The organism is Acrocarpospora catenulata (genome assembly GCF_018476525.1).
In the GTDB taxonomy this organism is placed as follows: domain Bacteria; phylum Actinomycetota; class Actinomycetes; order Streptosporangiales; family Streptosporangiaceae; genus Acrocarpospora; species Acrocarpospora catenulata.
The window spans coordinates 215,876-229,250 of sequence record NZ_JAHCST010000004.1 but is presented as its reverse complement, the minus strand read 5'-3'; the positions used below and the strand labels follow the sequence as shown (position 1 = coordinate 229,250).

Annotated in this window: 15 protein-coding genes and 1 riboswitch; of the genes, 7 read left to right on the top strand and 8 right to left on the bottom strand. The window is 71.0% G+C overall.

The window, feature by feature from the left end:
- The first annotated feature begins 52 nt into the window (after positions 1 to 52).
- Positions 53 to 604 (top strand): GNAT family N-acetyltransferase, encoded by a 552-nt coding sequence (locus KIP79_RS06255; protein ID WP_308169590.1) that lies wholly within the window; start codon positions 53 to 55, stop codon positions 602 to 604.
- Here the strand turns inward: KIP79_RS06255 and metF are convergent.
- Positions 601 to 1,515 carry a methylenetetrahydrofolate reductase [NAD(P)H] gene (gene metF, locus KIP79_RS06250; RefSeq protein ID WP_214103689.1) on the bottom strand — a complete coding sequence of 305 codons (915 nt, stop codon included), beginning with the start codon at positions 1,513 to 1,515 and terminating at the stop codon, positions 601 to 603. The genes KIP79_RS06255 and metF overlap by 4 nt on opposite strands.
- 123 nt (positions 1,516 to 1,638) lie before the next feature.
- On the opposite strand from metF, the gene KIP79_RS06245 reads away from it, so the two are divergent.
- Together KIP79_RS06245 and KIP79_RS06240 are read left to right on the top strand one after the other, a co-directional pair.
- On the top strand, positions 1,639 to 2,706 hold the full coding sequence (locus KIP79_RS06245) for a polyprenyl synthetase family protein (protein WP_214103688.1): 1,068 nt from the start codon (positions 1,639 to 1,641) through the stop codon (positions 2,704 to 2,706).
- Between the two features lie 102 nt (positions 2,707 to 2,808).
- A complete protein-coding gene (locus tag KIP79_RS06240) occupies positions 2,809 to 3,528 on the top strand; it encodes a hypothetical protein (RefSeq protein WP_214103687.1) in 720 nt (239 codons plus the stop codon).
- Here the strand turns inward: KIP79_RS06240 and thiE are convergent.
- The 3 genes from thiE to KIP79_RS06225 are packed head-to-tail and all read right to left on the bottom strand — an operon-like array spanning position 3,510 to position 5,794.
- Complete coding sequence (gene thiE, locus KIP79_RS06235; RefSeq protein ID WP_308169589.1) at positions 3,510 to 4,178, bottom strand: thiamine phosphate synthase; 669 nt, start codon at positions 4,176 to 4,178, stop codon at positions 3,510 to 3,512. The genes KIP79_RS06240 and thiE overlap by 19 nt on opposite strands.
- A 28-nt stretch (positions 4,179 to 4,206) precedes the next feature.
- A complete protein-coding gene (locus tag KIP79_RS06230; protein ID WP_214103685.1) occupies positions 4,207 to 4,581 on the bottom strand; it encodes an Rv2175c family DNA-binding protein in 375 nt (124 codons plus the stop codon).
- 43 nt (positions 4,582 to 4,624) lie between these two features.
- Complete coding sequence (locus KIP79_RS06225; RefSeq protein ID WP_214103684.1) at positions 4,625 to 5,794, bottom strand: NAD(P)/FAD-dependent oxidoreductase; 1,170 nt, start codon at positions 5,792 to 5,794, stop codon at positions 4,625 to 4,627.
- 129 nt (positions 5,795 to 5,923) lie between these two features.
- Positions 5,924 to 6,038: riboswitch (TPP riboswitch) on the top strand.
- Between KIP79_RS06225 and thiO the strand changes: the two genes are divergently transcribed.
- From thiO to pknB, 4 genes are all read left to right on the top strand, one after another.
- Positions 6,029 to 7,174, top strand: a complete 1,146-nt coding sequence (gene thiO / locus KIP79_RS06220) for a glycine oxidase ThiO (protein ID WP_214103683.1) — start codon at positions 6,029 to 6,031, stop codon at positions 7,172 to 7,174. Its footprint overlaps the riboswitch before it by 10 nt.
- Complete coding sequence (thiS, locus tag KIP79_RS06215) at positions 7,171 to 7,371, top strand: sulfur carrier protein ThiS (RefSeq protein ID WP_214103682.1); 201 nt, start codon at positions 7,171 to 7,173, stop codon at positions 7,369 to 7,371. Before thiO ends, thiS begins: the two co-directional genes overlap by 4 nt.
- Positions 7,372 to 7,373: 2 nt before the next feature.
- Positions 7,374 to 8,177: a thiazole synthase gene (locus KIP79_RS06210; RefSeq protein WP_214103681.1), complete on the top strand. Its 804-nt coding sequence runs from the start codon at positions 7,374 to 7,376 to the stop codon at positions 8,175 to 8,177.
- 80 nt (positions 8,178 to 8,257) lie between these two features.
- Complete coding sequence (gene pknB, locus KIP79_RS06205; RefSeq protein ID WP_214103680.1) at positions 8,258 to 10,159, top strand: Stk1 family PASTA domain-containing Ser/Thr kinase; 1,902 nt, start codon at positions 8,258 to 8,260, stop codon at positions 10,157 to 10,159.
- A gap of 18 nt (positions 10,160 to 10,177) precedes the next feature.
- Here the strand turns inward: pknB and KIP79_RS49225 are convergent, their stop codons facing one another.
- The 4 genes from KIP79_RS49225 to KIP79_RS06185 all read right to left on the bottom strand — a co-directional run bounded on the left by KIP79_RS49225 (position 10,178) and on the right by KIP79_RS06185 (position 13,360).
- A complete protein-coding gene (locus tag KIP79_RS49225) occupies positions 10,178 to 11,905 on the bottom strand; it encodes a S8 family serine peptidase (RefSeq protein WP_214103679.1) in 1,728 nt (575 codons plus the stop codon).
- Positions 11,906 to 12,081: 176 nt separating this feature from the next.
- Positions 12,082 to 12,351 carry a hypothetical protein gene (locus KIP79_RS06195; protein ID WP_214103678.1) on the bottom strand — a complete coding sequence of 90 codons (270 nt, stop codon included), beginning with the start codon at positions 12,349 to 12,351 and terminating at the stop codon, positions 12,082 to 12,084.
- A complete protein-coding gene (locus KIP79_RS06190; protein WP_214103677.1) occupies positions 12,348 to 12,656 on the bottom strand; it encodes a hypothetical protein in 309 nt (102 codons plus the stop codon). Before KIP79_RS06190 ends, KIP79_RS06195 begins: the two co-directional genes overlap by 4 nt.
- Before the next feature lie 11 nt (positions 12,657 to 12,667).
- A complete protein-coding gene (locus KIP79_RS06185) occupies positions 12,668 to 13,360 on the bottom strand; it encodes a hypothetical protein (protein ID WP_214103676.1) in 693 nt (230 codons plus the stop codon).
- Positions 13,361 to 13,375 lie beyond the last annotated feature (15 nt).

The following is a 13,375-nucleotide window of genomic DNA, read 5'->3' as shown; positions in this document are numbered from 1 at the left end:
CTTTACTGCGGAGCACCGATCGGACGGTGCGGGCACTGCTAGGGTGCGAATTGTGATCGAATTGCGGCGGTGTGGGCCGGATGCATTCGTCGCGGCGCTGGATGCCGTGATCGACATCTACACAGCGGCCATGCGACCCCCGCCCGACCAGCTCTCCGGTCGCATGGCGATCATGCGCAATCACGCGACATATCCGGATTTCGTGTGCGTGTTCGCCGAGGCTCCGGCCATCGTGGGCTTCGCGTACGGCTTCCGCGGCGCCCCCGGCCAGTGGTGGCATGACGTGGTACGCCGGGCGCTGCTGGAACGGGCCGGGCCGGTGATCGCCGACGACTGGTTCGGCAACGCCCTGGAGCTCGCCGAGATCCACGTCCACCCGGACTACCAGGGCAACCGCATCGGCCGCCAGATGATCCACACGATCTGCGAGGGCCGCCGGGAGCGGACCGCCGTCCTGTCGACGCACGACGCGCCCACGGCGGCCCGCCACCTCTACCGCAGCATCGGCTTCCTGGACCTGATGTCGGAGTTCGTCTTCCCAGGCGGCTACGAGACCTACGCCATCGCCGGCACCCGCCTGCCCCTGGATCCCCTGAAGCGTTAGACGACGGCCGGCGTCAGCGCCTGGTAGACCTCCCTGGTCGCGCTCGACCGGTTGAAGGTGATGAAGTGGATCCCGGGGGCGCCTTCGTCCAGCAGCGTCTGGCAGAGTTCGGCCGCGTGCTCGATGCCCAGCCGGCGGACCGCCTCCGGATCCTCGGCCACGGCCTCGAACCGGACCGCCACCTCCGGCGGGAACGGCGCTCCCGACAGCTGCTCGGAGCGGGCGATCGTGCTCATCTGGGTGACCGGCATGATGCCGGGAATGATCGGCGTGTCACAGCCCTGCGCGGCCACCCGGTCCCTGAGCCGGAGGTAGTCCTCGGCCCGGAAGAACATCTGGGTGATCGCATAATCCGCACCGGCACGGCATTTTTGTACAAAGAATTCGGTGTCCGACTCGATCGTCGGTGACCGCGGATGCTTGTAAGGGAAGGCCGCGACCCCCACGCAGAAGTCACCGGACTGCCGGATCAGCCGGACCAGATCTTCCGCGTACGCCACCCCTTCGGGATGCTTGACCCATTCGCCCATCGGGTCGCCGGGCGGGTCGCCCCTGACCGCCAGGATGTTCCGCACGCCCGCGTCGGCGAACCGCCCCACCAGGTGCCGCAGCTCCCGGATCGAGTGGTTGACGGCGGTGAAGTGCGCCACCGGGGTGAGCGTGGTGGTGTGGGCCAGGCGCTCCACGATGGACACGGTGCGGTCCCGGTTGCTGCCGCCCGCGCCGTAGGTGACGGAGACGAAGGTGGGCTGCAGGGCCTCCAGTTCCCGGATGGCCCGCCACAGCTGCCGTTCCCCCTCGTCGGTCTTCGGCGGGAGGAACTCGAACGAGAAGGACCGCTCGCCAGCGGCGAGTAGTTCCCGGACCGTCGGCGCACGGTCGGGGAATCGTGACGGAAGTCCTAGAGCCATAGCCCCCAGGCTACAGGGGGCATCCTCGCGGGCAAGATCTCGTCTCATGATCAAATTCATGATCATCTGCCCCACAGGCCCCGCAGGCCCAGCGTAAGGATCAACGACAGATACTCTCTTTACATGACAAATGTCACCGCACCGCTGGAACGCATCCGCCCCGAGGTGGACCGTGCCCTCCAGCGTTTTCTGGACCGTCAGCGACCCGTGTTCGACGATCCCGATCTGATCGCGGTGCTGTCGGCGGCCGAGGACTTCCTGGCCGGCGGCAAACGCCTGCGGCCGGCCTTCTGCTACTGGGGCTGGCGCGCCGCGGGCGGCGGGGACGAACCGGGCATCCACCAGGCCGCGGCCGCCCTGGAACTGCTCCAGGCCAGCGCGCTGGTGCACGACGACGTGATGGACTCCAGCGACCTGCGCCGGGGCATGCCGTCCGCGCACCGCCGGTTCGAGAAGCTGCACCTGGACGCGGAGTGGAGCGGCTCGGCCCTCCAGTTCGGCGAGGGCGCCGCCATCCTGCTCGGTAACCTGCTGCTGATCTGGTCCGGCGAGATGTGGCGGACCAGCCGCCTGCCGGGCGAGTCGATGGCCGCCGCCCAGCCGGTCTTCGACCACATGCTGACCGAGCTGATGAGCGGCCAGTACCTGGACCTGCTGGAACAGGCCCACGGCAAGAACACCTTCGACAGCGCGCTCCGGGTCGCCCTGTACAAGAGCGGCAAGTACTCGGTGGAGCATCCGCTGCGCCTGGGCATGGTGCTGGCCGCCCGCGCCCGCGAGCCGTGGATCGACCGGTTCTGCGCGGAGTACGGCCAGAAGGTCGGCATCGCCTTCCAACTGCGCGACGACGTCCTCGGCGTGTTCGGCGACCCCACCGAAACCGGCAAACCCGCCGGGGACGACCTCCGCGAGGGCAAGCGCACCATGCTCATCGCCCGCACCCTGGCCGCCGCCTCCCCCGGCCAGGCCTACGAGGTGCGGTTCCTGCTCGGCGACCCCAAGCTGGACGCCGACGGGGTGGCCCGGCTCCGCACGGTGATCGAGGAGACCGGAGCGCTGGCGTACTGCGAGGACATGATCGCCCGCTACCTGACGGACGCGCTGGAGGCCCTGGAGTCCACCGACCTCGCCACCGACGCCAGGGAGGCCCTGGCCGCCCTGGCCGTGGCGGCCACCGCGCGCAGGACCTAGCCGAGCACCAAATCGCGGCATTCCCTTTTCTGATGGGATTCGCCGCGCCGGACTCCCTCATGCTGAGCCGCACAGCGGCGTACGAGGGAGGGCGTAGGGCCGATGGGGAAAGGAAGCACCGCGTGTCCGGCGCGGCAGGACTGGACGATTGATTCGCTGACCTGCGCGGCGGCGCGTGCCATGGGGGCGTCGGAGGGGAACGCCCGGCCGTTCCCCGCCGACCCGGAGTTCGCCAGGCGGCTCCAGGACTCCCTCGACGCCGTGCAGCGGGACCTGCTCGGCAGCCTGACCAGGGAACTCACCGAGATCCGGCTGGCCTACGAGAAGGCCGTCCCGTTCCTGGCGGAGGCGTTGCGCGACTACCGGACCCTGGCGAACGAGCTCGCCGCCCTGGGCCCAGGGCTGGAGCTCCGGGAGTCCGGCTCCCCGCTGGAGACCCGGCATCGCCGGTTGGTGGAACGCCGCCGCGAGGCCCGCACGGCCATCGGCGGCCCGATCGCCGTCGTCACCGGCCTCGAACGGGACTGGAACACCTGCTGGAAACGGCACCTGGCCGGCGCCGCCGGTGCGCTCGCCAAGGCCGTGACCCTGATCTCCTGCTACGCGGAGGGCCTGCCGGACGGCACCCGCTGGACCCCGCCGGAGCTCCGGCTGGACGAGCGGTGGCTCCGCGATCCCGGCCAGGAGCGCGCGCGGGCTCTCCCGCCCGAGCTGACCCGGCAGGGCGAGGAACTGGCGCACGCCTGGCTTGCCTTCTGGCGGCGCGAGTACCCGCCGCTCAGCCTGGAGTCGGCCGACGACGGCTACTTCGAGATCGACTGAGGAGCCAGCCGCCGCTGGAACTCGGCGGCGGCGGCCGCGGGATCCTCTGCCTCGGTGATGGCGCGCACCACGACCACCCGGCGGGCGCCGGTGGCGAGCACCTCCGCCAGGTTGCCGAGGTCGATGCCGCCGATCGCGAACCACGGGCGGGACAGGCCGGCGGCGTGCCGGAGCAGCGCGAGGCCCGGGGCTGGGCGGCCCGGTTTGGTAGGGGTGGGCCAAACCGGGCCGCAGCAGAAGTAGTCCACGCCGGGTTCGGTGTCCGCAGCGTCGGCCTCGGTGGTCGCGTGCGTGGACCGGCCGATCAGGACGTCCGGACCGAGGATGTCCCGGGCAGCCGACACCGGCAGGTCGTCCTGGCCGAGGTGGAGCACGTCGGGGCCGAAACCGGCGGCCGCCGCCGCGTAGGCGACGTCGGCCCGGTCGTTGACCGCGAGCAGCGCGCCGTGGCGGTCGCAGGCCGCACGGAAGCGTTCGAGCAGCGCCAACTCCTCCCGTGCCTCCAGCCCCTTCTCCCTGAGCTGGAGGATGTCCACCCCGCCGGAGAGGGCGGCGTCGAGGAACTCGTCCAGGTCGCCGCGCTCCCGCCGGCCGTCGGTGCACAGGTAGAGGTGGGCGCGTTCGAGCCGCCGCCGGGGGTGTTCGCTCACCCGACCAACAATGCCACGCCCCGGTGGTTCAGAAGCCCAGGGCCTGTGCCCTCCGCTTGACCTCGGTGTGGCGGCCCGCGACGATCGCGTCGATGGGCGCGCCGGGCAGGGACTCATCCGCGGTGAAGAGCCAGCGGATGGACTCGACCTCGTCGAAGCCGGCGTCCGAGAGCACGGTCAGGGTGCCCGGTAGACCCTTGATCACGTCGTCACCGGCCAGGAAGACCGCCGGGATCTGCGGCTCGCCTCCGCCTCTGCGGACGCCGACGAGCTTCTTGTCCTTCAGGAGCTGCTTGGCCCGGCCGATGCTCAGGCCCAGCTTCTTCGCGACCACCGAAAGCGTGAGCCACTCCCCCACCAGCTGGTCGGTCTCTCGGTCGATCTGCGCAACAGTAAGTGTCACGAAACCACCATTACCACATGGTGCCCGCCACGAAACACCTCGATTACGCCACGGTGCAGTCACGCAAGGTCAGGCTTGGGTCGGCCAGCCTGGCCACGTCCACCCGCTGCCGCCCCTCCACCAGGCGGCGGCCCTGTACCAGGTCGCGCGGGCGGTCGACGGTGAGGATGGCGGTGAGCCGGTGGTCGTCGGTGACCCAGCAGGCCGCCCACTTGGGGTCGGCCTCGGGGTCACCGCGCAGCACCAGCCGCCCGCCCTCGTGGTGCCCGGCGTACTGGACCATGCGGCCGAACTGCTCGGACCAGAAGTACGGCACCGGGTCGTAGACGGCGTTCTCCCCCAGTAGGGTGGCGGCGGCCACGTCGGGGGCGCCGAGCGCGTTGTCCCAGTGCTCGACCCGCATGCGGCGGCGGAACCTGCGCGACCACCAGTTGGCGCAGTCGCCGACCGCGACCACGCTGGGGTCGAAGGTGCGCAGGTGCTCGTCGACCAGCACGCCGTTGTCCAGCTCCACGTCGGAGCCCTCCAGCCAGTTCACCGCCGGGCGCACGCCGATGCCGGTGACCACCACGTCGGCCGGGACGCGGTCGCCGGAGAGCAGGGTCAGGCCGTCGGGGTCGACGGTGCCCACCTTGGTGTCGAGCAGCAGTTCCACGCCCACCTCGGCGTACCAGGGGACGGTGTGGGCGCCGACCGGGATGGCGCCGGAGAGCGGCGCGGGGCCGGCCTCCACGACGGTGACCCGGCAGCCGGCCCTGGCGGCGGCGGTCGCCACCTCGGCGCCGATCCAGCCGGCGCCGACGATCGCCACCCTGGCCCCGGGGACCAGTTCGGCGCGGAGCGCCAGCGCGTCGTCGATGGTCCGCAGGACGTGCTGCCTGCCCTCCCCCCTGAGCCGGATCGGGGTGGCGCCGGTGGCCACCACCAGGCCGTCGAACTGGAGCTCCCCATCCGTGGTCTCCAGCACGCCCTCGCGCAGGCCCTTGGCGGCCGTGCCCAGGCGGAGTGTGACGTCCAGCGCGTCCAGGTCGGAGTCCACCACGGTGGAATCGGCGTCCCCCAGCAGCACCGCCTTGGAAAGCGGCGGCCGGTCATAGGGCCGATGGATCTCCTCCCCGACGAGCGTGATGCGGCCCGCGAACCCGTGGGCCCTCAATGCCTCGATGCTCCGTACGCCGGCCAGGCCGGCCCCCACCACCACGACGTGATCCACGCCCTGACCCTAGATTGCCGATAGGGGCACCCGCCAATGGAGATTGGGTAACAAATTGGGTAAGTAGGTCGCACAGATCGTAAATACCGTGTTGTGCGTGACGGGGTGGTTCACCACTAAGCTGGGGGGCGTAAGACGCGCGGGAGTCCGGCTGACCGGGCTGAGAGGAGAACTCTCCAGGTTCTCGACCGCTATCACACCTGATCCGGGTAATGCCGGCGAAGGGAGCGCGGTGTGCACAAATCCGCATATTTCGAGTTTTCGACTGATTTCGACCTGGCCGTTATCGGGGCCGGGGTGGTGGGTCTGTCCATCGCCTGGCGTACGGCCCGGCGCGGGTTGCGGGTCGTAATCGTCGATCCGGACCCCGGCGGCGGGGCTACCCACGCCTCCGCCGGGATGCTCGCCCCCGTCAGCGAGGTGACCTACACCGAGGAGCCGTTGCTCCGGCTGGGCCTGGCGTCCCTGGAGCGGTGGCCGGGCTTCGCCGCCGAGTTGGAACGTGACTCCGGCCTGCGGGTGGACTACCGCACCGACGGCACCCTGGACATCGGCTACGGGTCCGACGACATGGCCCAGCTGGACGACCTGGCCGCCTTCGAGGAGACGCTCGGTCTGCGGGTGGAGCGGCTGACCGGGCGGGAGTGCCGCAAGTGGGAGCCGATGTTGTCCCCCGCCGTGCGGGGCGGGCTGCTGGCCAGGGACGACGCCTGGGTCAACCCGCGCAGGCTGGTCACCGCGCTGTGCGCCGCGCTCACCCGGGCGGGCGCGTCGTTCGTCGCCGCCAGGGCGTTAGAGCTGCTCCCCGAAGGCGTACGGCTGGCAGAAGGCGTGCTGCGGGCGGAGAGGGTGGTGGTGGCCTGCGGGGCGCGCTCCCCCGAACTGCTGCCCGGCCTGCCCGTCCGGCCGGTCAAGGGCCAGATCCTGCGGCTGCGCGGGCCCGGCGGGTTCCTGTCGGCCTGCGTGCGCGGCCGGGTGCACGGCTCGCCGGTGTACCTGGTGCCCCGCGAGGACGGCGAGATCACCGTGGGGGCCACCATGGAGGAGCTCGGCTTCGACGCCCGGGTCACCGCCGGAGGCGTGTACGAACTGCTCAGGGACGCCCACGAGCTGGTCCCCGGGGTGGCGGAACTGGAACTGGCCGAGACCGCCGTCGGATTCCGCCCCGGCACCCCCGACAACCTGCCCCTCATCGGAGCCCTGTCTCCCGGCCGGTACGTCGCGACCGGCCACCACCGGGCCGGCGTGCTGCTCTCCCCGGTCACCGCCGAGGCCATGGCCGGCCTGCTGACCGGCGAGACCCCGCCCGCCCTGCTCGACGCCTGCGACCCGAACCGCTTCCTCTCCCTCGACTCTCCCACGGCTAAGGGGCCACGATGAAAGTGATGATCAACGGCAGCGGCCACGAGCTGCCGGACGGAGCCACGGTGGGGGCCGCCGTACGTACCCTGACCGGGCAGGCCGCCGGAGTGGCGGTCGCGGTCAACGACGAGGTGGTCAGCCGGGGCGCCTGGGACACCACGCAGCTGGCCGAGGGAGACCGGATCGAAGTGCTGACCGCGGTGCAGGGAGGGTGACCATGGGCGAGGACGCGCTGGTGATCGGCGGGGAGAAGTTCGCCTCCCGGCTGATCATGGGCACCGGCGGAGCGCCGTCCCTGGAGGTCCTGGACCGGGCGCTGGCCGCCTCGGGGACCGAGCTGACCACCGTGGCCATGCGGCGGCTCGACCCAGCCGCCAGGGGCTCGGTGCTGGACGTGCTGCGGGCCAGGGACATCCGGGTGCTGCCGAACACGGCCGGGTGCTACACCGCGGGCGAGGCGGTGCTGACCGCCCGGCTGGCCCGGGAGGCGCTCGGCACCTCCTGGGTCAAACTGGAGGTCATCGCCGACGAGCGCACCCTGCTGCCGGACCCGATCGAGACCTTCGACGCCGCGGAGAGGCTGGTCGCGGACGGGTTCACCGTGCTGCCGTACATCGGGGACGACCCGATCCTGGCGCGCCGTCTGGAGCAGGCCGGATGTGCCGCGGTGATGCCGCTCGGCGCGCCGATCGGCTCCGGTCTCGGGATCAGGAACCCGCACAACATCGAGCTGATCGTGGAATCGGCGGGGGTGCCGGTGATCCTGGACGCCGGGATCGGCACCGCCAGCGACGCCGCGCTCGCCATGGAGCTGGGCTGCGACGCGGTGCTGCTGGCGACCGCGGTGACCCGGGCCAGGCGGCCGGAGCTGATGGCCGCCGCGATGCGGGACGCGGTGGGCGCGGGGCGCGCGGCGCGGCTGGCGGGGCGCATTCCGAAACGGCGGTACGCTGAGGCGTCCTCGCCCGCACGGGAGGCTCCATCGCCCGCACGGGACGGGAGCGGTCCAAGTGACGGGTGAGCCGCGGTAAAGGTGGTAAAGGGTATCGGTTTGGGATTCGCCAGCCCGGTCGGTGGCAAATCACCCGTAAACTCTGGCCCGTGGACACGACGCTAACCGACCCGCTCGTAGGGCATACGCTCGACGGGCGTTATCGTGTCGAGTCCCGGATCGCCCGGGGCGGCATGGCCTCCGTCTACCTGGCTCTGGACGTCCGGCTCGACCGTCTGGTCGCCGTAAAGGTGATGCACCGCTCGCTGGCCGAGGACCCGCAGTTCGTCCGCCGTTTCATCGGCGAGGCGAAGTCGGTCGCCTCGCTGTCGCACCCCAACGTGGTGCAGGTCTTCGATCAGGGGACCGACGGCGACCACGTCTACCTGTCGATGGAGTACTTCCCGGGGCGCACGCTCCGCGACGTCCTGCGGGAGCGCGGGCGCCTGCCGGCCCGCGAGGCGCTGGAGATCATGATCCCGGTGCTGGCCGCGCTCGGCGCCGCCCACCAGGCGGGCATGGTCCACCGGGACGTGAAGCCGGAGAACGTGCTGCTCACCGAGGACGGCCGGGTCAAGGTGGTCGACTTCGGGCTGGCGCGGGCCATCGAGGCGAGCAACCAGACCAAGTCGGGCATGATGATCGGGACGATCGGCTACATGTCGCCCGAGCAGGTGACCTCGGGGACGGCCGACGTCCGGGCCGACGTGTACGCGGCGGGCATCGTGCTGTTCGAGCTGCTCACCGGGCATCAGCCGTACGAGGGCGAGTCGCCCATGTCGATCGCCTACCGGCACGTGCACGACAGCGTGCCCGCGCCCTCGACGCTGGCCCCGGAGACCCCGCCGGCCCTGGACGCGCTGGTGCTGTCGGCCACGGCCAAGGAGCCGGACCGGCGGCCTGCCGACGCGGCCGCGATGCTGGTGGCGGCGGTCGAGGCGCACCGGGGGCTGCCCCGGGAGAAGACCGGTCCGCACGCGGCGCAGCCCTACCAGACGGGCGCGTACGCGACCCGCCCGCCCGCGGCGCCCGCGCACACGATGGTCCAGCCGTCGCTGGACCTGCCGGCCGCCGAGCCGCCCGCGGCCCGGGTACGGAAGGGCTTCCGGCCCGTCTGGTTCGTGGTCGGGCTGGCGGTGGTCATGCTGGCCGGGATCGCGTTCAGCGGGTGGTACTTCGCCCAGGACCGCTACACCATCGTGCCTGACCTGCTCAACCAGGACGTCAAGCAGGCCGAGCAGTCGGCCCGCCGCCAGGGCTTCGACGTCCGGATCGGCGAGGCGCGGTTCGACGCCAAGGTGCCCAAGGGCATGGTGCTGGAGACCCAGCCGGGCCAGGGGGCCGAGGTCGAGAAGGGCTCGGTGCTCACGCTGTTCGCCTCGGACGGGCCGGAGACGGTGGTCGTGCCCAAGGTGGAGAACCTCAGCGAGGCCGACGCCCGTCTGAAGATCTCCGAGGCCGGGCTGAGCGTGTCCCGGGTGCGCAAGAGCGCCAACGACAAGATCGCCCGGGGCAGCGCGGTGCGCACCGAGCCCGAGGTGGGCAAGCGGGTGCGCAAGGGCTCCTCGATCATCCTGGTGATCAGCGCGGGGCTGCTCGCCCCCGACGTCACCGGCATGATGCGGGACCAGGCCGAGCAGTTCCTGACCGGCAAGGGCTTCACGGGCGGCTGCGTCAACGAGGTCATCGACGACAACCCCGTCGGTACGGTGATCGCCCAGGATCCGGCGGGCGGCAGCGAGGTCGAGCCCGCCGGCCGGATCTGCCTGACCGTGTCCCGCGGCCCCGAGCAGGGCTGGAAGTGGCCGTGGGAGACCGACGACTCCATCGCCACCCCGGACTTCGTGGTCGTGCCCGACGTGCGCTTCAAGGACGTCAAGGACGCTGAGCGCGAGCTCAAGGCGGCCGGTTTCAGCGTCAAGGTCAAGAAGGTGGTCGGGTCCCGGCGGGTGATCGGGCAGAACCCCCTGGGCCAGGTGCCCATGGGGTCCCGCATCACCATCTGGCACTGACGCGCCTGCCCGTCCCGGTCACGGGACGGGCAGGCCCGCCGCGACCATCTCCCGATGGAGTACGGCCAGCGCCGCCATGGGATCCTGCACCGCAGGGAAGGCGGCGGGCATAACGAGCAGGCCCGCCGCGACCATCTCCTGGGTGAGCTGGTCCATGGGCTGTTCCGGGTGCACCCCGGCGCCGTTCATCGCGGAGGCCAGCGCGCGCATCGCGTCGGGCAGGCCCGCCCCGATGCGGGATGGATCGCCCAGGTTCAGCGGCGTGCAGCTGGCTTTGATGATCTGGAAGAGGCGCTCGACGCGGCGGGCGTCCCGGTTCCTGAACAGGCTCTGGAACTCGCCGTGGTGGGCCACGATGAGGGCGGCCAGGCCGGTGACGTGGGGGGCGGCCATGGAGGTGCCGTCCCAGGCCGCGTACTGGTCCGGCGGGATCGCCGACAGGACGGCGACGCCGGGGGCGCACACGTCGATCTCGGGGCCGAAACAGGTGAACGCGGGCGAGAAGAAGCCTTCGGTGGTCTGCGGCTGGCGGACCACGTCGGCGTGCGCGCTGTCGGCGGGGAAGGTCCCGGCACGGCCGATCGCCGACACCGCGAGCACGGTGGGCATGTTGCCGGGGAAATTCACGGGCCCGCCGTCGTTGCCCGCGGCGACGACGCAGGCTACCCCGGCGTTGCGGGCCTCCTCGATCTTGACCGCGACCAGCGGGGAGAACTCCTTGGTGCCCAGGCTGAGGTTGATGACGTCGATCTCTTTGGTGATGCAGTAGTCCAGCGCCTCGATGAGGTCGCTGAGCCGGCCGCCCGGGAAGATCTTGCAGACGTGTACCTCCGCCTCCACGGCGAAGCCGACGATGCCCTGCTGGTTGTCGGCGCCGGTGATGACCCCGGCGCAGTGGGAGCCGTGGTGCACGGTGTCCACCTGCCACCCGGCCTCCTGGCGGTTGACCAGGTCGATCCCGTCGGCGATCCGGGAGACCAGGTCGGGGTGCTCGACGGAGGCGCCCGAGTCGATGATGGCGATCCTGGCGCCCGCGCCGCGGAAGTTCGGCGGCAGCCGGTGCAGCTGCATGGCCTGCTGGCCCCAGCCGAAGACCTGCTTGTCCGGGAAGCCGGGCAGCGTGTCCGACAGCCGCTTCAGGACGATCAGGTTGTCGCCGGCCTGGTTCAGGGCCGGGCGGTCGATGAGCTGGCTCCAGTGGCCGCTGAGGGGTTTGACCTGGACGCTGGCGATGGACTCGGGGGTTTCGCCGGTCATGGTGACCGTGGCGCGGCCGTCCTGGCCGGTGACGGCCTGGGCGGGCCAGAGGTAGCCGTTGACCAGGATGGTGGCGTCGGGGATCGGCGTTCCGTCGGCGTCGGTCACCAGGAAGGTGAAGGTGGCGTCGACGCCGACGGGCAGGACCAGCTGGCGGCGGGTCTCCCTGCGGGGGGCGGGAGAGACGACGGCGGTGTAGGTGAGCAGGCGGTCACGTTCGATGTGCACCTGGGGAAGCTGCTGGCGGAGTGCCGCCGCGTGCTGCGCGGTCATGTCGGCGATCACCACGCTGCCCACCGCGACGCCGCCGGTCGCCATCATGCCCACCCGGTCCGGGACTTCCAGTCTTCTGCGCACCTCGACCTGGGGGTCGCGGTCCAGCAGGTCGTGCAGGGTGTCGGAGTCGATGGCCGGAGCTCCCAGACCCTGGGCCTGCAGGTAGGGCTGGGGAAGGACCGTGGCCATGTAGCGGCGGGCTCTGGGGCGCACCGGCTCCTGTTTCGCCTTCGGACGGCCGCCCGGGCGGGGGCGTGGCTGTTTGTCCTTGGAATTACCGTTGCCGATCATGGCGTGCTGACTCTCCTGAAGATCATGTTGGGCGGCGTTCTGGTGGCGTTTCTCGCGGGCTTTGCTGGCGGGTGTTTCGAAGGCGAGGTTCTGGCAGTTCAGAACATCTCGACTGGGATGTCCGGTTCGATCGTCAGGCGATTGCCGTACTGTGCCCGGAGTGCCTCGGCGCGGGCCGGGGGCAGGTCCACCGCGAGCAGGGTCGGCCGGTCCGGGGCGCCGAGGATCCGGCGGATCGTCACCTCGGGGTCTTCGCGGAACCGCTCGGCCAGTTCCGCGAGCAGCCCGGGGTCCTGGCCGCCGATGATGTACGGCTCACGCCCGGACCGGCTGGCGGCCGGCCCGGGATCGTTGGACGAGCCGGTCACCGGGGCGGCAGGTAGGGCTGGCCGCCTCTGCCGATGAAGTCGAACACCGCCTGGATCTGGGCCAGGCAGGCCTCCGGTTGCCCGTTCCGGTAGAGACGGACCGCCTCCACGGCGAGCGGTACGGCGCCCGCGTACTGCGGGGCCTGCGGGATGGCCGCCTGCAACCATCCGTACAGCTGCTGGAGCGCCACGGCGCACTGCATCAGAGCCGGTCCCGCCGGGGCCGGACCCATCCCCGGTCCGGCGGCGTACGACCCGTTCCTCATCATCTGCGGCCACTGACCCAGGCCGGCCATCGGTCCCATGTCGCCGACCCCTACCTGATCCCGGCGGACATCTGGCCCGGCTGCATCTGCGGCATCTGCATCATTTGCGGCATCTGCATCATCTGGGGCATCTGTGGCATCTGGGGCATCTGCATCTGCTGCATGGACTGCGGGTCCGGGATGCTGGCCAGGATCTGACGGACGGCGGATAGGCCGCACTGCATCCCGCACTGGGCCACCTTGTTCCAGAAGCTCGGTGGGTTGGTCACATGCTCCATCGGGGAGATCTGCCCGGCCTGGAAGGGGAACATCGACTGCTGCGGCTGCATCCCCATGCCCTGCTGGCCCGGGTAGTTGAACATGCCGATGACACTCTCCAGGGTCGAGCCGATCCGCTCGCCCATGGTCCCGGAGCCACCCATGGCCCTCTCCACCTCGCGACCGACCAGGCCCATGAGGCCGCCGCCCATCGGCATCATGCCCTGCTGGCCCTGTTGCTGCCCCAGCATCGACATCTGCGGGCCGCCGAAGGAGCCGCCCATCATGGGCGGGATCTGCTGGGTCTGGAACGGAGAGAACATGCCGCCGAGGAAACCACCCCCCATCCCCATGGGAGACATCCCCTGCTGACCGTAGGGCTGCTGGCCATATTGGTGACCGTACGGGGCCTGCTGCTGAAGCCCCGGCTGCTGGCCGTACTGGTGCGGCATCTGCATGCCCATGGGCTGCATGGTGAAGGTCATGGTCTCTCCCGTGAG

Excerpts from the sequence above, each read along its gene's own strand:
- KIP79_RS06210 (WP_214103681.1), top strand. The coding sequence starts at position 7,374 with ATGGGCGAGGACGCGCTGGTGATCGGCGGGGAGAAGTTCGCCTCCCGG.
- KIP79_RS06240 (WP_214103687.1), top strand. The coding sequence starts at position 2,809 with ATGGGGAAAGGAAGCACCGCGTGTCCGGCGCGGCAGGACTGGACGATT.
- KIP79_RS06185 (WP_214103676.1), bottom strand. The coding sequence starts at position 13,360 with ATGACCTTCACCATGCAGCCCATGGGCATGCAGATGCCGCACCAGTAC.
- thiS (WP_214103682.1), top strand. The coding sequence starts at position 7,171 with ATGAAAGTGATGATCAACGGCAGCGGCCACGAGCTGCCGGACGGAGCC.
- metF (WP_214103689.1), bottom strand. The coding sequence starts at position 1,515 with ATGGCTCTAGGACTTCCGTCACGATTCCCCGACCGTGCGCCGACGGTC.
- KIP79_RS06245 (WP_214103688.1), top strand. The coding sequence starts at position 1,639 with ATGACAAATGTCACCGCACCGCTGGAACGCATCCGCCCCGAGGTGGAC.
- KIP79_RS06190 (WP_214103677.1), bottom strand. The coding sequence starts at position 12,656 with ATGGGACCGATGGCCGGCCTGGGTCAGTGGCCGCAGATGATGAGGAAC.